A 21,130-nucleotide genomic window follows, 5' to 3' on the forward strand; every position below is an offset into this window, starting at 1 on the left:
TCCTTTATACTTTTAGCATAATAAGCCGCAGGACAAAACACAATACTTTTTTACTTAAAAAATTAACGGGGCTGACCATTCAAGTACAGCCCCGTAACCCCCAGATTCAGAAACCTAATTCAGTTTTTTAAGCAAATCCGCCATATTTTTACCGAGCTGGATAAAGGTATTTTTGCCCTCTTCGTCTTTTTCAATATCACCCGGCGCTCCGCCCAGAGTCATATTCCAGTAAATAGAGCCCGGAACTATCATCTGGTTAATACCAAAGAAAAAGTTGATAGCCGAATAAACAAAGGTAGCCCCCGCCCGTCTGGCAGCCACCAGCGGCGCACCGACCTTACCCTTAAGGGCATGGTCATTAGCCCTGGCTACCATGCCTGCCCGGTCAATCAAGGCTTTTACCTCGGCATTTACATTGCTGAAATAAGTGGGTGAACCTATAATGATGCCGTCTGCCTCAAACATTTTAGCTATAAAAGCATTCATATCGTCATCATTACGGGCACAACGGAGATTTTTATTTATTTTGCACTGGCCGCAGGCCAGACAACCGAATACCTTCTTGCCGCCCAGCTGAATAATCTCAGTCTGAATACCCTCTTTCTCCAGCTCAGCCAGTACCATTTCCAGCCCCCGGCGGGTATTACCCTGCGCCCGCGGACTGCCGTTAAACGCCACCACTTTCATGTCTTACCCCCCAAAATATTGATTACTATGTTAGCCCGGATACATTTAAACCTGTTATAGGCCCTTAAACGTATCCCATACTATCTACTATACCACTTAGCCTGAGACCGCTGTCAAAACCGGCAAATATAGCTCTAACTTTTTTCACCGGATATTTTTTCAGACGCCAAACTAAACCTTGATTTAAAAAGGAAACCTGCTCCCATGTATAAGAGAGTAAGCCTTTTAAGAGGAGGATTTTAGACTTCAGCCACTTTCACAGCTTGGCTTAACAGTTTTGGGAAATAGCTATTTTTTGGAAGCCTTTTTGGCAGCTGCCTGCCTGGCCTGTATAACCGAACGTTCTGCCCATTTAACAAACAGAACCTCATCTTCAAATACCTCCGGCGGCACTTCGTAATACGGCATAGGTTTGAACTGGCGGCTGCCGTATGAAAGATAATCAGCCAGGTTGGTTTCTCCGGCCTTAAAATACAGGCTATTTTCATCTGCCAGCAGCCCGAACATAAGCCCCTGGTAATAAATGCCATAGCCGCCAAACATAGCCCGGCTATCAACTCCGGGCAGGGCGGAAAGTTTATCCAAGACCAACTGGAGAAATTCTTTGGTGGCTCTCACCAGAGTATCCTTTCCGGCGGTCAGGCCTTTTCGTACAGCCCGCGAGCCTTGTTCTGCTGGACAATATTGTAATACTCCTGGTCTACACTGACCCCTTTTTCCCGCAGGACCCGCTCGGTCATCTCTACCGCATGATTCAAATCCAGAAACTGGTGCAGCCATTTCTGGTGGTCTTCGGGGTTAGCGGCATAGGCCTGGGCAAATTCGGCATACTCTTCAGATATTTTTTTATACTGGTGGTCCAGGGTGAAGTTGCCCTTTACCCGGGGAAACTTGAATATCTCTTTGACCCGGTTAAAATGCCGCTGAAATATATACTTATCTACGTACCAGAAAACACAGGCCAGCACAAACTGGTTTAAAAGGAAGGCAGGAATAGTGGCAATGCCCAGTTTATCTGCAAATACAAACTGGATAAGGGCACCGGCAATGCCGGAAAGCAGCAACCAGCGGCCGATTACATATACAAACCACTCTTTGGAAAACATCTAGATTTCCTCCTTGCGCACCTTTTACAAGCCAAAACCGGGTGATTTATTATAGCTCTAATCCGCAAAACTTACACTTAATCCCGGCGGATATTCCAGAATTTATACCTGCCAAAAAATGCCTTTCTCCCCCGCCGCTAAACCCCTTTCGGATACTTAAAATAAATGTCTGGCAGGTTTGGCTGTCTTTGACAAAAACCGGGCCTGATTATATACTATTTCGGTATATACCGAAATACTTTTTGGGAAGTGCAACCTTTGGACAATCTGGTCTTCAAAGCCCTGTCAGACCCGAACCGGCGGCAGATACTGAAGCTTCTCAAAGATACCCCTTTAAGTGCCGGTGAAATAAGCCGCCAGTTTGACCTGGCTTTATCCACCCTTTCGGGCCATTTTAAACTCCTCAAAGAAGCCGGGCTGATACGGGAGGAGAAAAAGGGCAACCATATATTTTACAGCCTGAATACTTCGGTGCTGGAAGAGGTACTGAACCTGATGATGGAAATATTCAAAAAGGACAAACCAAACCTTCGCAATATAAAACAGGAAGGCTTATAATGCATATAAACTGGAAAGAACACCGCCTGAGTCTTTTTATTATACTGTCCATGTTTGTAACCGGGCTGATTACCTGGCCTAATGCCCCGGACTTGCTGCCAGTACACTGGGGGATTGACGGAACAGTAGACCGCTACGGAGGCAAGTTTGAGGGCTTGCTTCTGATGCCCCTGATATGCCTTGGCATATTTCTGCTGCTTATATACCTGCCCTACCTTGACCCCCGCAAGGCCAACTACCTGAAGTTTGAAAAAGTATACAGCCTGCTTATCCGCCTGATAGTGGTCTTCTTCGGGGGCATTTATGGCATAACCATACTCTATTCTTACGGAGTAGTCGCCAATACCAGCACCTTTATTCTGATAATGGTAGGGCTGCTGCTGGCACTGCTGGGAAATATGTTCGGCAAGCTCCGGCCTACCTGGTTCGTGGGCATACGCACCGCCTGGACATTAAGCAGTGACCTGTCATGGGATAAAACCCACCGTCTGGGCGGCAGGGTGTTTGTGGGTGCGGGTTTGCTGATGATAGCCAGCCTGGCCGGTTTGTTACTGGGGATAATAGGCCTGTTTGTCTACTCTTACCTGGTATGGAAAAAAGACCCGAATGCCAGGTCTTCCCGCCTGTAAAACACCTTATTCTGCCGCGCTAAAGAATGCTTAAACTGAAAACAGGGCAACCGGAGATTGCGCTTATACGTATATCTACGTATTGCCCTTGGTGTTGCAAAGAGTAAAAATAGTTGCAAATACCGTCAAGGAGTGCGAATATGCCTAAAAACATGAGCAAAGCTGACCGTATTATACGCATTATTCTTGGCATCATTGCCCTGGCACTGGCTGTTTTTGTAACCACAGGCGGTTGGTCGGTATTACTTTATATAGTAGCGGCAGTGTTTATTGTCACTTCACTGGTGGGTACCTGCCTGCTGTACATACCCTTCAAAATAAACACCAACAAATAGCCCGGTAATCCGTCAGGAGGCACCTTTGAGTGTAGCCGCCAGCGTTTGCCCCATATCCCGGGCAAGGCTGATAAGTTCGGCGTTGTCTTTGGCGTCTCCTTCACGGGCGGCATAACCGGTCAAAACCACCAGTTCATGGGCTTTTACTTTAAAGCTGCTGTCCAGATACTGCACCAGGGTATTCAGGGTATCATCCAACCCCTGCTCTTCGGCCAGTATCACCACCCCTACAGCTTTAAATTCCAATGATATATCATGTTTATACAGAAAATAATGGCGGTCTATAAAGGCTTTCAGCTGGGCAGTTACGTTGTAATAATAGACCGGAGTAGCCACAATAAGGCCGTCGGCTTCTGACATGTCTTTAAAAATGGCATCCATATCATCGTGCTGGAGACACTTTTTGTATTCGGCGCAGTTATCGTGCCCCAGACAAGGCTTGATATTCGCCTTAGCAATGTCTATTCTCCCGGTCTCAATACCTGCCTTTTCCAGCTCGGAAAGAACTTCATCCAGCAGAAAGGCGGTGTTACCTTGCGGACGGGGACTACCCGATACGGCTAAAACCTTCATCTTAAACCCCTTATATAAAACAGATATATCATAATACCTTAAACTTTATAAACCGGCTATATATATTGACAAATAATCTGCTTCGGTTGATTATTATAGTGCCGTAGTTTACGAGGTGAATATGTATAGTAGTGTAGTTGAGCAGGCCTGGCAGAGGTGCGGCGGCAAATGCGAATGCAAAGACCAATCTCACGCCCACACTTATATCCGCTGTAACCGCAAGCTTGTTTATGAGAACAAAGACAAATCCCGTATTGACGGCTGGAAGGTAATTTACCTGACCGGCGCAGCCGCCGATACCGCTGAAAATATCCGCATTTACTGCCAGAGCTGTTTCAAACAGGACTAAGCTGACAAACCTGCCCTTTTGAAGTCAAAAGAGACCCCTGCTTTGCCCTGCCCGTTTTGGCCAAATTACGTACTCCCACTAATAGCAATCCTGCAGGATATAACATAAAATATATTTAGACACCCTGTCCTGCAAGGAGACTATTATGGGACACACCCATGAATGGGTAAAACAGGAAAGCGGGGTTTATACGTGCCTTTGGTGCAAGCGCTCTATGACTAAAGATGACCTGTACCTGTGGCTGACCGGACAACGCAGCAGCCTTTCCCGGATTTGGCTGGATTCGCCGGTCCGGGAAGAATTCTTGAACCTCCGCAAAGCTGTTAAGACCCATAACCATGATTAATCACTTAGTAACGCCCTGCCCCCGAACAGGGTAACTGACCCAAACTCGCCCTCATAACGGATTTGGCAAAGCGGATTTTGTGTATTTTGGCTTTCACTCTTCAGCCTAAACCTGCTTTAAAATCACTTCTCTTGACATATGTGTATTATAGGTTATTATACATATAATAATTTTAAATATTATCAGCCTGAGTAATATCTGTCTGCAGCTTGGGAGGTGCGACCTTGATAGAGGTATATGAACTGCTGAAACTGGTAGTAGACAACGACGCCTCAGATTTACATATCAAAGCCCCTACCGCACCGGTACTGCGCATAAACGGGGATTTAATACGCCAGATGCAATACCCGCCTATTACTCCGGAAGATGCCGAACAAATTTTCACCGCTATCACTACCCCCCACCAGCAGGAGATATTTGCCGCCGAAAATGAACTGGATTTCGTCTATTCGGTTACCAATCTGGCCCGCTTCCGGGTCAATGTACTCCGCCAGAGGGGCAGCCTGAGTCTGGCTTTCAGGGTAGTCCCCTTTGCTATCCGCAACATAGATGAACTTAAGCTGCCGGTTATCCTTAAAAACCTGATTATCCGCCCGCGCGGGTTGCTGCTGGTTACCGGCCCTACCGGCAGCGGCAAATCCACCACCCAGGCCGCCATGATAGAACACCTGAACAACTGCCGCCGATGCAACGTGATTACTATTGAAGACCCTATAGAGTACCTGTTCCATGACAACGAGTGTATCATATCCCAGCGTGAGCTTGGGGGAGATACCCATTCCTTTGCAACGGCCTTAAAACACGCCCTCCGCCATGACCCTAATGTGATAGTCATAGGCGAAATGAGAGATTTGGAAACCATATCCACCGCCATTGCCGCCGCCGAAACAGGCCATCTGGTAATAGGCACCCTCCACACTACCGATGCCCCCCAGACAGTTGACCGGCTGATAGATATGTTCCCGCCCTCCCAGCAGCAGCAGATACGCCTCCAGCTTTCCCAGGTGCTGGAAGCCATTATCTCCCAGACCCTTATTCCCAGACTGGATAATAAAGGCCGGGTGGCCGCTTTTGAAATACTGATTGCCACCAATGCCGCCCGCAACCTTATCCGCGAAGGTAAAACATTTGAACTGCTGACCATAATGCAACTGGGCAAAAATGAAGGTATGCAAACACTGGATAATGAACTGACCCGCCTGGCAAAAGACGGGGTAATAAGCACCGAAAACGCTGTTTTAAAAAGCAGTAACCCCGAAAGACTGCGTAAGACCCTGTGCGGTGTGAACCGGGGGACTTAGAAACCCTGCTGACAGGCGGGTAAATTTCACCTTGCCCAGGTGCCTTTTTAAATTGCCCTCCGGCTTGGGAAGTGGTATATTCTAGTGCTATGAAAAGCAGTATAGATATTTTGCCTGACGGCAGCATTACCACACCCAAAGGTTTCAAAACCGGCGCTATTTATGCGGGTATCAAAAAGAAGTCCAAGAACAATCTGGATTTAACTATTTTGTACTCGGATACACCCTGCGTGGCCGCAGGCATATTCACTACCAACAAATTCCGGGCTGCCCCGGTCTATATTTCAGAACACAATCTGGGTTTCCCGGATAACCGGGCTATTGTAGTCAACAGCGGCTGTGCCAATGCCGGAACAGGTGAAGCCGGTATGGCAGATGCCATTGAGATGGTAAAGACTACGGCTGAAACCCTGAATATGCAGCCCAAAGATGTGCTGATAGCGTCTACCGGGGTTATCGGCCACCGCCTGCCCATGGATAAAATCAAAGAGAGTATCCGCCTGATAGGTCTTTCCCAACGCAACGGGCATGATTTTGCCCGGGCGATAATGACTACCGACACCCGCAGCAAGGAGATTGCAGTCCGGGTAAATATAGAAGGTTTCCAGTTTTACATAGCCGGAGCGGCCAAAGGGGCGGGCATGATTCACCCCAATATGGCTACCCTGCTGGGTTTTATAACCACAGATGCCTCCGTAAGCAAGGATTTTTTGCAGTTTGCCCTTAAAGAAGCGGCGGATATCAGCTTCAATATGATAACGGTAGACGGTGATACCTCTACCAATGACAGCCTCTTCATGCTGGCAAACGGCCAAGCCGAAAACCCCACCTTTGCCGGAGATACCGAATATTCGCTGGTATTCCAGCAGGCACTTAACATTGTCTGCCAGTCTCTGGCTAAGAGTGTTGCCCGGGACGGTGAAGGCGCTAAACGGCTGATTGAAATACAGGTGGAAGGCGCAGCCAGCCTGGAAGACGCCAGACTGATTGCCCGCGCGGTAGCCGGCTCACCGCTGGTGAAGACCGCTGTCCACGGGGCTGACCCCAACTGGGGACGGATACTGGCGGCCGCCGGACGGTCCGGAGCTGATTTTGATATAGAACGGGTGGACTTGTACCTTGGCGAAAGCCGGGTACTCCAAAAAGGCCAGCGCACAGGTGCAGACGAAAAAGAACTGTCTTCGTGGCTTAAACAGGTAGAAGTTATTATAAAACTGAACCTGAACCTGGGCGAAGGCAAAGCCACCGCCTGGGGTTGTGACCTTTCAGCCGAATACGTAAAAATAAACGCGGACTACACCACTTAAACTGAAATGAATGTATCCCAAGTGAGTAACCATATAGTTGTAATAAAGCTGGGGGGTTCAGTCCTTAGTTCCAAGGACACCTCCCTGAAAGATATTGCCGCCCTAAAACAGATGGGGCTTAAACCGGTGCTTATCCACGGGGGTGCCAGCACCGTAAGTGACTGGTCTGCCAAGCTGGGGCTGGAAACACGCCTTGTTAACGGAGAACGGGTGACAGATGACCCTACTCTGGACGTAGTTGCCGCTGTTTTAACGGGGCTGGTGAATAAGGAAATTGTGGCCGCCCTGCTGGATATGGGCGTACAGGCCGCCGGTATATCCGGGGTGGACGGGGCTACCATAACCGGGCAAATGCGGGCAACCGAAACCGGCTATCTGGGAGATGTGACCGCAGTAAATACCGGGCTTATTAACGCCCTGCTGGATAAAGATATTACTCCGGTGATTTCACCGGTCAGCTTCCATCACACAAAACGCCCGTCCGGCAGCCGCCGTTTAATCAATATAAACGGAGACCCGGCCGCCGGAGAGATTGCAGCCGCCCTTCAGGCCGAACGGCTGGTCTTTATGACAGATGTACCGGCCGTAAAGGGCAAAAACGGAGAGGCACTGGGTGAGATAAGTGCAGAGCACGCCGCCGAACTGCTCTCTTCAGGCACGGCCTCAGGCGGGATGATACCCAAGCTCCGCTCATGCCTTAAGGCTACTTTGGCAGGTGCTTCCGCCTGTATAATAGACGGCAGAATACCCCATATGCTGGTGCGTGAGCTTACCGAAGGCAATTGCGGCACTACCATAATAGGCCAGCACCTTAGGCGCAGTTAGACATAGTAACCTGTTAACCCGGCAGATTGCCTTTTTAAAAAGGCGATAATACTATTAATAAAAGAGGTTAAAGTGGATAACTGGCAAGAGCTTGAACATAAATATTACATGCAGACTTTTTACCGCGCACCCATCACTATTGTGAAGGGGCAGGGAGCAAAGGTCTGGGATGATAAGGGCAAAGAATATCTGGATTTTGTAGCCGGCTGGGCGGTAAACAGCCTGGGGCACTGCCACCCGGCAGTAGTCAAAGCGGTTTCAGAGCAGGCTGGCACACTTATCCAAACTTCCAACAATTTTTATACCATTCCCCAGCTTAAACTGGCCAAACTGCTGGTTGATAACAGCGTACTGGACCGCATTTTCTTCTGTAACAGCGGCACCGAAGCTACCGAAGGGGCAGTTAAGCTTGCCCGCCGCTACGGCAAACTGAAACTCAAAGGGGCTTACGAAGTAATTACCGCCACCGGTTCTTTCCACGGGCGGACCCTGGCCATGGTTTCGGCCTCCGGCCAGAGTAAATACCAGGAGCCGTATACCCCCCTGCCAACCGGTTTTATAAACGTGGAGTACAATAACCCCCAGGCTATAAAAGCGGCCATTACAGACAAAACCTGTGCCGTTATGCTTGAACCCATACAGGGCGAAAGCGGGGTAAACGTACCTGATAAAGGCTACCTGAAAGCTGTCCGCCAAATATGTGATGAGGCCGGCATACTGCTGATACTGGATGAAATCCAGACCGGCATCGGCCGTACCGGCAAACTTTTTGCTTATGAATATTCCGGCATTGAGCCGGATATAATCACCCTGGCCAAAGGGCTGGCTGGCGGCATACCCATAGGTGCGTTTATGGCTAAGGAGAGCGCTTCAGTCTTTGCCAAGGGGGAACACGGCTCTACCTTCGGGGGTAACCCGCTGGCCTGTGCCGCCGGATATGCCGCTATGAAGTTTATTCTGGATAACCATATCTCCGAAAACGCCGGCAGCATGGGTAAATACCTTGCCGAAGGGCTTGAAAAACTTAAAATAAAACACAGCCTTATACAGGGCTGCCGAGGCTGCGGTCTACTGATGGCACTGGACTTTAAAACCAATATTGCCAAAGAAATAGTCGAAAGCTGCCTGGAAGAAGGGCTGCTGCTGAATGCGGTTAAGCCCAATGCCCTGCGTTTTATGCCCCCGCTGAATATCACCCAAGCAGATATAGATGCGGCACTTGCCAAGCTGGATAGTGTGCTTACCCGGCATGAAAGCTGCGGGGTCTAGGGGCAGATGGACTGGGACATACTGAAAATTATTTTGGGGGTAGCCGTACTGCTGGCGGCAGGCGCTTTTTTGATTTTGCTGGCTAACCCCCTGCCCATGCCGGGATTATTTCGCACCAGTGCAGGCGACAAACTCAAAGAAACTAATCTTTCGGAAGTACCTGAAAGTATAAGTGCCGAAGCCGCTAAGCTTGCCGCCCGGTTTTTTCCCAAAAACCTGTCCAAACAGGCAACCTTCAGAAATAACCTGCTGGCGGCCTATCTGGCAGTCAAAAACATTGATTTATTGCTGCTGTTTAATCCCGGCGGTTTCGGTTATGCCCGGATTTCCGCCTCAAAGGGCTGGGAGAGCATTACCCGGGGCATATACGAACTTACCACAGACTGGGGGTTTGAAACCCTGATAATGGACTATCAGCGGACTGCCCGCAGCCTAAGCGGAAAATTCAGTGAAGTGCTGGCCTCAAGCAGCCATTCGCTAAGCAAATCCAATGAGCTTTCAGCCAAACTGGGTTTCCTGCTGAAACACCTGCCGGATTTGAAAATAGTGCTGGGCAGCGAGAGCAACGGAGCGGTTTCAGCCAATAATACCCTGATGTTCCTCAGGGATATGCCTGAAGTATTCAGTATTGAAACCGGCCCGCCGGTCTGGCACAAAGGGTTTGACCATGAAAGGCGGCTGCTGATGCGAAGCAACGGGCTGGTGCCGGATTCGTTCAGTTACGGGGATATAAAAACCATACTCTCCGCCAATTTTATGGCACTCTTCGGGCGCTCACCTAAAAGCCCCGGCAACGTGCTTTTGTATATAGGCGCCCCCGGACATGAGTATTCGTGGGAACACGCGGAAGTAAAGAAACAGATAACTGATTTTTTAACAATAAACTTAAAAACGTAAAAAATGACTGGACTTCAAACCAAGGTTAGTAGATAATAAAACAATTGCTTAAGGAAGGTTTTTATGTCTGAAAAAGTTGTACTGGCATATTCCGGCGGGCTGGATACATCGGCCGCCGTCAAATGGCTTCAGGAAAAATACGGCATGGACGTTATTGCCGTTACCATAGACGTGGGTAATGAGAAAGACTTTACCCTGATAAAAGAAAAGGCCCTGAAGGTAGGGGCTAAAAAGGCCTACGTAAGGGACGTACGCAAGGAATTTGCCGAGGATTATATCTGGAAGGCTATCAAGGCCAATTCCATGTACGAGGGTGTCTATCCGCTGGCAACCGCCCTTGCCCGCCCCCTGATTGCCAAGGTTATGGTAGACATAGCCCTGGAAGAAGGGGCTACCGCCATTGCCCACGGCTGCACCGGCAAAGGCAATGACCAGGTACGTTTTGATGTGGGCATAAACACCCTTGCCCCCCATTTGAAGATTATTGCCCCCGCCCGCCAGTGGGGCATGACCCGTGAGCAAACTATGGAATACGCCCAGAAATGGGGTATTCCCGTACCTATTTCAGTCAAAAACCCTTTTTCCATAGATGAAAACCTGTGGGGGCGGAGTATAGAGTGCGGTCTGCTGGAAGACCCTTGGAACGAGCCTATTCCCGAAGTATTTGCCTGGACCCGCCCGGTGGAAGCAACCCCGGACGCACCTGAGTACCTGGAAGTAGAGTTTGAACAGGGTGTGCCGGTAGCCGTAAACGGGGAAAAGCTGTCTCCTTTGTCACTTATACAGAAAGTGCATGATATTGCCGGCCTGCATGGGGTAGGCCGTATTGACCACGTGGAAAACCGTCTGGTAGGCATTAAATCCCGCGAGATTTATGAAGCCCCGGCGGCGGTGGTGCTGATTGCCGCCCACCAGGCTCTGGAAGCCATGACCCTTTCCAAGAGCCAGTTGCGCTTTAAGCAGATGGTGGAAGCCACCTATTCGGATATTATTTATAACGGGCTGTGGTTCTCTGCCCTGCGGCAGGATTTGGACGCTTTTATAGAATCCAGCCAGCGCTTTGTCAGCGGCACAGTCCGCTTAAAGCTTTCCAAGGGCAGCTTCCGGGTAGTGGGACGCAAATCCCCCTATTCCCTGTACCACAAGGGCATGGCCACCTATGATAAGGGAGACCAGTTTGACCCGTCTTCGGCAGTGGGTTTCATAACTCTGTGGGGACTTCAGGCCAAACTGCAGGCCCAGCTCCAGCCTATTCTGGAAGAGGAAAAGGGGAATAAATCCTAGATGAGCCATATCCGCAGCCGCTTTTCAAAACCGGCAGATGAACTGGTGGTCAGATATACCACCTCGCTGCCGTTTGACTGGCGTTTATACCAGGAAGATATAAAATGCTCAACCGCCCATGCCCGCATGCTGGGTAAGCAGGGCATTATCTCCGCTGAGGACAGCCAGTCCATCATGAACGGGCTTTCGGATATCCTGACCGAGATTGAAACCGGCAGTTTTGTGTTTAAACCCGAAATGGAAGATATCCATATGACCATAGAGGGGCGTCTTTTTGAACTTATCGGCGAGGCGGCCGGCAGACTGCACACCGCCCGCAGCCGGAATGACCAGGTAGCCACCGATGTACACCTGTTTGTAAAAAACACCTGTACCAGCACTATCAATAAAATACGCACCCTTCAGGGAGCTTTGCTGAAACAGGCGGAAGCCCACCAGCAAACCGCTTTGCCCGGTTATACCCATTTGCAGGTAGCCCAGCCGGTGCTTCTTTCGCACCACCTGCTGGCTTACTTTGAAATGCTGGAGCGTGATTGCGGGCGTTTTACAGACGCAAAAAAACGCTCAGATGTGATGCCTCTGGGCAGCGGGGCTTTGGCTGGCGTACCTTATCCGCTTGACCGCGAAATGGTAGCCGAAGAGCTGGGTTTTACGGCTATAAGCCAGAACTCGCTGGATGCCGTTTCAGAGCGGGACTTTGTACTGGAATACCTTTCAGACGCCGCCATCTGCCAGATGCACCTCTCCAGACTGAGTGAGGAAATGGTGATATGGTCTTCGGCGGAATATGCCTTTGTAGAGCTTGATGATGCCTATACCACCGGCTCAAGCATCATGCCCCAGAAGAAAAACCCTGACGTAGCCGAGCTTTGCCGCGGCAAGACCGGGCGGGTATACGGTTCGCTAAATACCATGCTGACTGTCATGAAAGGCCTGCCCCTTTCCTATAACCGTGACCTTCAGGAAGACAAAGAACCCCTGTTTGAATGCGCAGATACTCTGGGTGACAGTCTGGAGGTATTTGCCGGCATGATAAAAACCGCCACGTTCAAACCTGAACGTATGCTCCGGGCTTTGGAAAAAGGATACGTGCTGGCAACCGATATTGCCGACTATCTGGTGGGCAAAGGTGAAAGTTTCCGTAATTCCCACGGCATAGTAGCCCGTCTGGTGAGCTACGCCATCTCCCAAAATAAAACCTTTGGCGAGCTGAGCCTTGAGGAATACCGCCAGTTTTCAAACCTGTTTGGAAACGATATTTATGCAGTGGATATAAAGTCTGCTTTAAACGCCCGCAACCTGACCGGCGGAACTGCCCCAAAACAAATAGCCCAGGCAATTGCCCGGGCTAAGAAAATACTGGCTGAAGCTGGAGTTAAAAACTAAATGTCTGTATTAGGCAGTTTTAGCAAGCTTGGCCTGAGAGCGGATGCAACGGGTGCAGAGCTTCATGCGAACCTCAGCGCCGTTGACTGTAACCTTGGCGGAATGGATATTAGGCATCCAGACGCGGTTAGTGCGCCTCTTGGAATGGCTTACATTATGCCCATATGTAGGGGTCTTGCCACACATTTCACACTTCATAGTTTTAAAAGATTTACTCCTTTGACTGAACCACTAAATTCATATAAAATCCGACAAGTAAATATATCATAGCAGATTGGCCTTTACAAGTTTGCCCACTTAGAATTGCTATAAGCAAAGGTGAAAAAATGACACAGAACGGAAATATCAGCGGCGACCAGTTTAGAGATATGGTGGCTGCTGCTACAGACTGGCTTGAAAAAAGCTCCCAGGATATAGACGCTTTAAACGTGTTCCCTGTCCCGGACGGGGATACCGGTACAAATATGTTACTGACCATGCGCTCGGCAGTAGACGAAACATTCAAATACAACGAACCTAATGTTTCAACCGTAGCCTTAGCTATAGCCAAGGGTGCCTTGATGGGTGCCCGCGGCAACAGCGGCGTTATCCTCTCCCAGATATGGCGGGGTGTTTCCATTGCCCTTAAAGATAAAACTGACATTTGCGCCTCTGACTGGGCGGCAGCCATGAAACAGGCCTCTGAGACAGCCTACCAGGGGCTGAATAACCCGGTAGAAGGCACTATCCTGACCGTACTAAGAGACGTAGCCACCACCAGCCAGCAAGAACTGGAGAACGGTGTCCAGAGCGTAAGTGAACTGGTGGAAAAAGGCATGAATGCGGCCGGTGAATCTGTAGCCAATACCCCCAGCCTGCTGCCTGCCCTGCGTGAAGCCGGGGTGGTAGATGCCGGCGGACAGGGTTTTTATACCATACTGGAGGGGGCTCTCCATTTCCTGCGGGGCGAAATTGAGGACATGCAGTTCCGCAAATCACGGGTTATTACCGGAAACATACCCACCGGCAACCTTGCCGGACAATACGTGGTAGATGACGAAGAAGCCTTTGGCTACTGTACTGAGTTCTTGCTCAAAGGCGAAAATATGGATATTGACAAGATACGTGAGCGGCTGAAGAAAAAGGGCGTTTCGCTTATAGTAGTGGGTGACCCCACCACCGTAAGGGTGCATATACATACCCTCAAACCGGGCAGTGTTATGAACTACGTGTGTGACCTGGGTACTATGCACAAGGTCAGCGTACGCAATATGGACGAACAGCACGAAGACTTTTTAGCCCTGCAAAAGGAACGCATGCCGGCAGTGGATACCGCTATTGTGGCCGTAGTTGCCGGTGACGGGCTGAAAGAGGTTTTTAAAAGTCTGGGCGCCCAGAGCATTATCTCCGGCGGGCAGACCATGAACCCGTCTACCAAAGACATTTTACAGGCAGTGGAAGCCGCCCCTTCGGACAAGGTAATAATACTGCCTAACAATAAAAACATTATCCTGACAGCTATTCAGGTGGAAAACCTGACCAAGAAAAAGATAAAGGTTATACCCAGCATCACCATACCCCAGGGCGTAGCCGCCCTGTTGGCCTTTGACTATGAGGCAGACTTTGAAACCAACTTTAACCTGATGAAGGAAGCCAAAGAAAACGTTAAAACCATTGAGATAACCAGGGCAGTCCGCTCTACCAAGCTGAATGACCTTAATATAAAGAAAAAACAGGCTATCGGCCTGCTGGATGACGAACTGTGTGCGGTGGGTGATGAACCCAAAGCGGTGCTTGACGACATAATATCCAAACTGGACCTTTCCAAGTCAGAGGTTATCACCGTCTATTACGGAGCGGATACAACCGAAGACGAGGCTAAAATACTGGAGACTGAGCTTATAGAAAAGTATCCGTCGCTTCAGGTTGAGATGGTGAATGGGGGACAGCCCCATTATAACTACACCGTTTCTATTGAATAGAGGGAAAATATGGCAGTCAAAATAGTAACCGACAGCACTTCGGATATCAGCCAGAAGCTGGCCGCTGAACTGGGCATAACCGTAGTTCCGCTGACAGTTTCGTTTGACAATGAACACTTTAAAGACGGCCTAAGCATAACACCTGACCAGTTTTTCAGCCGCCTTACTTCCCAGGATGTATTCCCCACTACCACCCAGCCTTCACCGGGAGTGTTTCTGGAAACATTTGAAAAGCTGTGTGAAGAAACAGATGAGATACTGGTTATCACCCTTTCCTCAAAACTTTCCGGTACTTACTCGTCTGCTAAAAATGCCGCCGAGATGATACACGGCCGCTGCCAGGTGGAAGTGATAGACTCCGAAAGGGTTATCATGGGGACAGGGCTGCTGACTATTTATGCCGCCGAACTGGCTAAAACCGGGCTCGGCCTTAAGGAACTCAGCCAGACTATCCGCCAAAAAATGGCGGACTGCCACCCTATTATGTATTTTGACACCCTGACTTACCTCCACAAAGGCGGGCGAATGGGCAAAGCCCAAAGTCTGGTGGGGTCGCTGCTTTCTATCAAACCTATCTTGAAAATGGAAGATGGGATTATCTGCCCCCTTTCCAAAGTACGTTCCCGCAGGGCCGGCATGGAATACCTGTATAAATTTATTACCGCTTTCCCCAAGATAAAATATCTGGCGGTAGAGTACGCCACCAGCCCGGAAGACGCCGATGAACTGGCAGCCAAGCTGATGGAGATATTGCCCAAAGTAAAGATATACCGGTCACAGATTGGGCCGGTGGTAGGCGCCTATACCGGAGCGAATGCGGTAGCTGTTACCGTTCTGGAAGATAAATAATTTTAAGGAGCTGGATATGGCGGTAAAAATAATAACCGACAGCACTTCGGATATTCCGCCCGAAATGGCTACAAATATGGGGATTACAGTAATCCCCTTAACTGTCTCTTTTGGCAGTGAACACTTTCTGGATAATGTGACCCTTAAACCGGATGAATTTTACCGCCGCCTTTCCCAAAGCGGTATTTACCCCCAGACTACTCAGCCGTCACCGGCCGTATTTAAAGACAACTATGAAAAACTGATGCCGGAAGCCGAAGGCATACTGGTTATTACTATCTCATCCAAGCTCTCCGGCACTTACCAGTCTGCTTTAAGCGCCGTAAATATGCTGGAAAACCCCACCTGCCCCGTAGAAGTAATAGATTCGCAGACAGTCAGCCTGGCACTGGGACTGCTGGCGGTAAAAGCAAGTGAACTGGCCAGAAGCGGAAAATCCCTGGCAGAGATAAAAGAAGCCATAACCCAAAGCCTGCCTGATGCCCAGCCGCTTATGTTTTTTGATACCCTGACCTATTTGCAAAAGGGCGGACGCATAGGCCGCGCCCAGAGTATGCTGGGTTCGCTCCTTTCAGTAAAGCCCCTGCTGACTGTACGGGACGGGGTGGTAACCCCCTTGACCAGAGTGCGCTCACTTCAAGCCGGCATGGACCAGCTTTATAACTTTGCCGCCCAGCACAGCACCCTTGAATATGTAGGTATCGGTTATGCCACCTCTACTACCGATGCCCTGAAACTGAAGGAACGCCTCGCTCCCCTGTTCCCGCCTGAAAAGATATATATTACTCAGGTGGGGCCGGTAGTAGGCACATACACAGGGCCTAATACCCTGTGTTTAAACATCATCGGGAAAAGCCGGTAACAGGATTTTGGAGGCTTTAATTTGAATGTCCAGATTGTGATTGACAGTACTTCGGATATAACCCCCCAGATGGCCAAAGCCATGGGCAATGTGCATATAATGCCGCTCACTGTATCCTTCGGGAACGAACACTTTCAGGACGGCATAGATATAACCCCGGAAACATTTTATACCCGTCTGGTTCATGACAGTAACGTTCCCACTACTACTCAGCCCCTGCCCGGATATGTGATGGAACTGGTAAGCCGTCTTTCAAAAGAAACCGACCAGATACTTATTCTTACTCTGTCCCAGAAACTCAGCGGCACTTATCAGTCTGCACTTTACACTAAAAAAACGCTGGAAAGCCCTAGCTGCCGCATAGAGGTGCTGGATACCCAGCTGACTACCCTCGGACACGGGCTCAGGGCAGTTCGGGCATCGGATATGGCCAAAGAAGGGGCTAATCTGGACCAGATACTGGAAGAACTCAGAAAACCTCATAACTATCTGGCGGGGGTTATGTACTTTGACACCCTGAAATACCTGGCCAGAGGCGGGCGGATTGGCAAAGCCCAGAGCCTGCTGGGGGCCATGCTTTCATTCAAGCCCATTATAACCGTTCAGGACGGAGAGGTCAGCCCGGTAACCAGAGTGCGTTCCCATCAGGCGGGTATGGATTACCTTTACAACTATGCCGCCAGCCGCAAGAATATCCGCTATCTGGGGGTTGAACACGCCAACACACCCGAAGTAGCCGAAAGTCTGATAGACCGTTTGGGTAACATTTTCCCCAAAGAAAAGATAATCCGTTCACGGATAGGCCCGGTCATCGGCACATCTATCGGCCCTAATGCTGTCTGCGTGGTAGCCTGGGCAGATGCCTAGATAAAAATCTGATTTAAAGGTATGAATAATTGAGCGTAAAAATAGTCACTGACAGCACCGTGGATTTACTACCGGAAACTATAAAAGAACTGGGCATAACGGTAGTGCCGGTATATGTAATGTCCGGCAACAAGACCTACCGGGACGGGCTGGATATCAGCCAAACCGAAATCTACAACCGTATGCTTGAGGGCGAACAGTTCACCACCTCCCAGCCCACCCCGGCTGATTTTGCCAATGCTTATAAAACGCTTTCAAAGGAAACTGACCAGATAGTCTCCCTGATTATGGGTGCCAAACTATCAGGCACTTATAATTCGGCGTTGCAGGGGCGTGAACTGGCACAAAGCAGCAGCAATATAGAGCTGATAGATACCAAGGCTACTTCCGGGGCTTTGGGTTTGCTGGCTACCCAGGCGGCTGAAATGGCAAAAATGGGTGAAAGCGCCGGGAATATAATAAACAGCATCAAGAGCTATATCCCCCAGGTACATATCTGGGCTTTGCTGGATACCATAAAATATGTGCTGAAGAGCGGGCGTCTCAGCAGCGCCTCCAACCTTATCAGCGGGGTTTTGAGTATCCGCCCCATGCTTACCCTTAGAGACGGCTCTCTCTGGCCGGCCAGTATCCACCGCACCCGCAATAAAGGTATTGAAAAACTGACCGAACTGGTAAAAAATAACCGCAATCTGGAAGCAGTCCAGATTGTCCAGAGCGTAGATTTGGCAGAAGCCCATGGTATAAAGGAAAAGCTGGCTGATTTTATTGACCAGAGCAAAATCCATATCTCACAGCTTGGGCCTGCTTTGGGTGTCCACGGCGGCCCCGGCACTTTGGTTGTGGCTATCAGGGAAAAGCTTAGCGGTATAGGCACAGCGTCTCCAGACGAAACGGAAGACAAGAAATCATTTAAGCTGCCTTCTATCCACCTGCCCAAGCTGGGCTTTTCCAGCCTGCACTAGTTTTTCAAAACATATTAGGCTTTAAGCCCTCCCCTTTTAAGGAGGGCTTTTTTATGCAGGGATAGTGTGGACAAGTAAGGGTATATGGTCTATCATTTTTAAAAACCAAAGGCGGAGTATAAATTTGGGAGCAGATACCGGCGCCTTTAAAAAAATACTTCAGCTGGAAGTCCAAAAAGGATTTGCTGATAACGCCGTGATGGGCGGGCTGGACCACTTCCTGTCCCGCTGGGCCAAGGAAGCCGCAACGGGTATAAATAACCCTGATGACCTGCTTATTTTTCACAAACTGAAACTCTCTGACCCGGGTTATGCCCGAATGACAGAAGATAAACGCCGTAAGTGGGTAACCGAGGTGCTGGCATTTCTGCCCAAGCTGGAAAACCAACCTGCCGGTATACCTGCACCCCGCAAAACAGTCAAGGCAAAGCCCGCCGCTAAAGCACCTGCCAGGCCGAAAACAGACGGCTGCCCGCCAGCCCTTGACGGGGATATTTCCTTAGTAAAAGGCATAAGTGCCGCTACCGCCCCCAAATTTCACAAAATGGGCATCAACACAGTACGTGACCTGCTTTATTATTTCCCTAACCGCCATCTGGATTACAGCCGCCTGAAAAAAATATCCCAGCTGGAAGCAGGGTCTGAACAGACCATAATTGCCAATGTCTGGCAGTCCAAAGTGAACTATATGGGAGGACGCCGCTCAACCGAGGCGGTACTGGGGGACGATACCGGCAATATGCGGGCGGTCTGGTTTAACAACCCCTATATGGTGCGTAACCTGAAACCAAATGCCAGAGTAGTCCTTTCGGGGCGGGTTTCCATATTTAATGGCAGACCTGTATTTGAATCCCCCGAATGGGAGGAACTGCCTGACGAAGCTGACCTTATCCATACCGGGCGTTTAGTGCCGGTTTACCCCCTGACCGCCGGTCTTCACCAGCGAAGCCTGCGCCGCCTGATGAAAAACTTTATAGATATTTCCACCCCCGGTATTTCAGATTTTCTGCCGGAAGATACCCTTAAAAGAAACCGCCTGCTGCCGCTTGCCGAAGCTATCCGGCAGGCACATTTTCCTGATACCGAAGAATTGAAAGACGCCGCCCGCAACAGGCTGGCATTTGATGAGCTGTTTATCCTCCAGCTGGGAGTGCTGGCCAAGAAAAAACGCTGGCAAGAACAAACCGGACGGGCTTTAAAGGTAAACCTGCCCGCTATAGACCATTTTATTTCACAGTTGCCGTTTAAACTGACTGATGCCCAGACCAAATGTCTGGCTGATATAAAAGCCGATATTTCCAAGAGTGTGCCCATGTCCCGCCTGCTTCAGGGGGAAGTGGGTTCGGGAAAGACCATAGTCGCCGTTATTTCCCTGTTTACTGCCGCTGCCAACGGGCTTCAGGGAGCATTTATGGCACCTACCGAGATACTGGCTGAACAGCATTTTAAAAGTGTCACCCGCCTGTTTGCCTCTATTGCCAAAGTGAGCACCCTTCTGGACGGAGTGTATACCTTTGAAGGGTTGCTAGACCGCCCGCTCAGAGTAGCTTTGATGATAAGCGATATGAAATCCAGCCAGAAAGATATCCTGAAGGAAAAGATTAAAAAAGGCGAGATTGATATAGCCATTGGCACTCATGCCCTTATCCAGAAGGAAATCCGCTTCAAGTCCCTGGGGCTGGCTGTTATAGACGAGCAGCACCGCTTCGGGGTGGAACAACGCTCTGCCCTTAGGAGCAAGGGGCTAAACCCCCACATACTTATCATGACCGCCACCCCCATACCCCGCACTTTGGCTTTAACCCTGTACGGAGAGCTTGACCTTTCAGTCATAGATGAGCTGCCGCCCGGACGCCAGAGCATAAAAACCCGCTGGCTGAAACCCGAACAGCGTAACAGCGCTTATAACTTTATACGCAAACAGATTGAGGCAGGACGGCAGGCATTTATAATCTGCCCTTTGGTAGAAGAATCTGAGGCGATACAGGCCAAAGCCGCCACCGCCGAATATGAAACCCTGTCTTCAGAGGTGTTTCCGGAATCCAAAGTAGCTTTGCTGCACGGGAGGATGAATGCCGCTGAAAAAGAAAGTATCATGAAGCACTTTAACGAAGGCAAAATGGACATACTGGTTTCCACCCCGGTTGTGGAGGTGGGTATAGACATACCCAACGCCACCGTAATGCTGGTGGAAAGCGCTGACCGTTTCGGCCTTTCCCAGCTGCACCAGTTCCGGGGGCGGGTGGGCAGAGGAACAGAGCAGAGCTACTGCATGTTTCTGGCCGAAAATCCGTCTCTGCTGGGGCAGGAACGCCTGTCTATCATAGAAAGCACCCAGGACGGCTTTAAGCTGGCGGAGGAAGACCTGCGGCTGCGGGGGCCGGGTGAATTTTTCGGCACCCGCCAGAGCGGCCTGCCTGACCTGCGCATGGCCAGTATATCTGACGTGGGGTTGCTGGAACAGGCACGCAGGGAAGCTACCCGTTTGTTTGAGTCTGACCCTGAACTAAACCTGCCTGAAAACAAGGCTTTGGAAGAGGAAATAAGGCGGGTATGGCCCAAAAAGAGCGAGTGGAGCTAAGGCTTCATTACCCGGCATATTAAGCCTTAGGTAATTTATTTCCTTTTACCTGGGCGCTCTATAAACGGACTTACACCATCTCCTGACCTATCCGGACGGAATCCGCCGCTGGTTTTAACAGGCCTTGCAATATTGCCTTGCTTCTGAGTCGGAATGCCTTTCATCTTCATCTCCTGTGGTATTTTCATTTGTA

Annotated in this window: 23 protein-coding genes; 18 read left to right on the forward strand and 5 right to left on the reverse strand. The window is 49.8% G+C overall.

Features of this window, described 5'->3' with window-relative positions:
* Positions 1-114 precede the first annotated feature (114 nt).
* The 3 genes from ACE6F3_RS00720 to ACE6F3_RS00730 form a co-directional block, all read right to left on the reverse strand.
* The gene (locus ACE6F3_RS00720) at positions 115-687 is read right to left on the reverse strand and encodes a flavodoxin family protein (RefSeq protein WP_058292537.1); all 573 of its coding nucleotides are present in this window, start codon (positions 685-687) and stop codon (positions 115-117) included.
* Between the two features lie 288 nt (positions 688-975).
* Complete coding sequence (locus ACE6F3_RS00725) at positions 976-1,305, reverse strand: TfoX/Sxy family protein (RefSeq protein ID WP_279115399.1); 330 nt, start codon at positions 1,303-1,305, stop codon at positions 976-978.
* A gap of 20 nt (positions 1,306-1,325) precedes the next feature.
* A complete protein-coding gene (locus tag ACE6F3_RS00730) occupies positions 1,326-1,793 on the reverse strand; it encodes a hypothetical protein (protein ID WP_041342701.1) in 468 nt (155 codons plus the stop codon).
* 267 nt (positions 1,794-2,060) lie between these two features.
* Here ACE6F3_RS00730 and ACE6F3_RS00735 point away from each other — a divergent pair, with 267 nt between their 5' ends.
* The 3 genes from ACE6F3_RS00735 to ACE6F3_RS00745 all read left to right on the forward strand — a co-directional run bounded on the left by ACE6F3_RS00735 (position 2,061) and on the right by ACE6F3_RS00745 (position 3,315).
* Positions 2,061-2,351 (forward strand): autorepressor SdpR family transcription factor, encoded by a 291-nt coding sequence (locus tag ACE6F3_RS00735; protein ID WP_324665720.1) that lies wholly within the window; start codon positions 2,061-2,063, stop codon positions 2,349-2,351.
* Positions 2,351-2,980 (forward strand): SdpI family protein, encoded by a 630-nt coding sequence (locus ACE6F3_RS00740; RefSeq protein ID WP_279115393.1) that lies wholly within the window; start codon positions 2,351-2,353, stop codon positions 2,978-2,980. The genes ACE6F3_RS00735 and ACE6F3_RS00740 overlap by 1 nt, the downstream gene beginning before the upstream one ends.
* A 140-nt stretch (positions 2,981-3,120) precedes the next feature.
* Entirely contained in the window at positions 3,121-3,315 is a 195-nt protein-coding gene (locus ACE6F3_RS00745; RefSeq protein WP_010936939.1) for a DUF2892 domain-containing protein, read from the forward strand.
* Between the two features lie 12 nt (positions 3,316-3,327).
* On the opposite strand, the gene ACE6F3_RS00750 is transcribed toward ACE6F3_RS00745, so the two are convergent.
* A complete protein-coding gene (locus ACE6F3_RS00750; protein WP_058292535.1) occupies positions 3,328-3,888 on the reverse strand; it encodes a flavodoxin family protein in 561 nt (186 codons plus the stop codon).
* 121 nt (positions 3,889-4,009) lie between these two features.
* Between ACE6F3_RS00750 and ACE6F3_RS00755 the strand changes: the two genes are divergently transcribed.
* The 9 genes from ACE6F3_RS00755 (at position 4,010) to argH (ending at position 12,852) form a co-directional block, all read left to right on the forward strand.
* The gene (locus ACE6F3_RS00755) at positions 4,010-4,237 is read left to right on the forward strand and encodes a hypothetical protein (protein ID WP_041223395.1); all 228 of its coding nucleotides are present in this window, start codon (positions 4,010-4,012) and stop codon (positions 4,235-4,237) included.
* A gap of 145 nt (positions 4,238-4,382) precedes the next feature.
* Positions 4,383-4,583 (forward strand): hypothetical protein, encoded by a 201-nt coding sequence (locus ACE6F3_RS00760; protein WP_010936942.1) that lies wholly within the window; start codon positions 4,383-4,385, stop codon positions 4,581-4,583.
* 224 nt (positions 4,584-4,807) lie between these two features.
* Positions 4,808-5,884 (forward strand): type IV pilus twitching motility protein PilT, encoded by a 1,077-nt coding sequence (locus ACE6F3_RS00765; protein ID WP_010936944.1) that lies wholly within the window; start codon positions 4,808-4,810, stop codon positions 5,882-5,884.
* Positions 5,885-5,973: 89 nt separating this feature from the next.
* The gene (gene argJ / locus ACE6F3_RS00770; protein ID WP_041342714.1) at positions 5,974-7,191 is read left to right on the forward strand and encodes a bifunctional glutamate N-acetyltransferase/amino-acid acetyltransferase ArgJ; all 1,218 of its coding nucleotides are present in this window, start codon (positions 5,974-5,976) and stop codon (positions 7,189-7,191) included.
* A 6-nt stretch (positions 7,192-7,197) separates the two neighbouring features.
* Entirely contained in the window at positions 7,198-8,016 is an 819-nt protein-coding gene (argB, locus tag ACE6F3_RS00775; RefSeq protein WP_041342717.1) for an acetylglutamate kinase, read from the forward strand.
* A 72-nt stretch (positions 8,017-8,088) separates the two neighbouring features.
* Positions 8,089-9,285 carry an acetylornithine transaminase gene (locus ACE6F3_RS00780; protein WP_279115386.1) on the forward strand — a complete coding sequence of 399 codons (1,197 nt, stop codon included), beginning with the start codon at positions 8,089-8,091 and terminating at the stop codon, positions 9,283-9,285.
* A 6-nt stretch (positions 9,286-9,291) separates the two neighbouring features.
* Positions 9,292-10,182, forward strand: a complete 891-nt coding sequence (locus ACE6F3_RS00785) for a hypothetical protein (RefSeq protein WP_077975499.1) — start codon at positions 9,292-9,294, stop codon at positions 10,180-10,182.
* Positions 10,183-10,245: 63 nt separating this feature from the next.
* Entirely contained in the window at positions 10,246-11,466 is a 1,221-nt protein-coding gene (locus ACE6F3_RS00790; RefSeq protein ID WP_279115382.1) for an argininosuccinate synthase, read from the forward strand.
* The gene (gene argH / locus ACE6F3_RS00795; protein ID WP_279115379.1) at positions 11,467-12,852 is read left to right on the forward strand and encodes an argininosuccinate lyase; all 1,386 of its coding nucleotides are present in this window, start codon (positions 11,467-11,469) and stop codon (positions 12,850-12,852) included.
* A gap of 9 nt (positions 12,853-12,861) precedes the next feature.
* On the opposite strand, the gene rpmB is transcribed toward argH, so the two are convergent.
* Positions 12,862-13,050, reverse strand: a complete 189-nt coding sequence (gene rpmB, locus ACE6F3_RS00800; RefSeq protein ID WP_010936951.1) for a 50S ribosomal protein L28 — start codon at positions 13,048-13,050, stop codon at positions 12,862-12,864.
* Positions 13,051-13,178: 128 nt separating this feature from the next.
* Between rpmB and ACE6F3_RS00805 the strand changes: the two genes are divergently transcribed.
* The 6 genes from ACE6F3_RS00805 to recG all read left to right on the forward strand — a co-directional run bounded on the left by ACE6F3_RS00805 (position 13,179) and on the right by recG (position 20,937).
* Positions 13,179-14,813 (forward strand): DAK2 domain-containing protein, encoded by a 1,635-nt coding sequence (locus ACE6F3_RS00805; protein WP_278532496.1) that lies wholly within the window; start codon positions 13,179-13,181, stop codon positions 14,811-14,813.
* Positions 14,814-14,822: 9 nt separating this feature from the next.
* Positions 14,823-15,662 (forward strand): DegV family protein, encoded by an 840-nt coding sequence (locus ACE6F3_RS00810; RefSeq protein ID WP_010936953.1) that lies wholly within the window; start codon positions 14,823-14,825, stop codon positions 15,660-15,662.
* Positions 15,663-15,678: 16 nt separating this feature from the next.
* Positions 15,679-16,524: a DegV family protein gene (locus tag ACE6F3_RS00815; RefSeq protein WP_058292527.1), complete on the forward strand. Its 846-nt coding sequence runs from the start codon at positions 15,679-15,681 to the stop codon at positions 16,522-16,524.
* A gap of 21 nt (positions 16,525-16,545) precedes the next feature.
* Positions 16,546-17,391, forward strand: coding sequence for a DegV family protein (locus tag ACE6F3_RS00820; protein ID WP_278532495.1), 846 nt, complete (start codon positions 16,546-16,548; stop codon positions 17,389-17,391).
* Between the two features lie 29 nt (positions 17,392-17,420).
* Positions 17,421-18,356 (forward strand): DegV family protein, encoded by a 936-nt coding sequence (locus ACE6F3_RS00825; protein WP_096476852.1) that lies wholly within the window; start codon positions 17,421-17,423, stop codon positions 18,354-18,356.
* Between the two features lie 124 nt (positions 18,357-18,480).
* On the forward strand, positions 18,481-20,937 hold the full coding sequence (recG, locus tag ACE6F3_RS00830; protein WP_332445771.1) for an ATP-dependent DNA helicase RecG: 2,457 nt from the start codon (positions 18,481-18,483) through the stop codon (positions 20,935-20,937).
* The last annotated feature ends 193 nt before the right edge of the window (positions 20,938-21,130 follow it).

It is taken from the genome of Dehalococcoides sp. THU4, assembly GCF_043231265.1.
Lineage (GTDB): Bacteria > Chloroflexota > Dehalococcoidia > Dehalococcoidales > Dehalococcoidaceae > Dehalococcoides > Dehalococcoides mccartyi.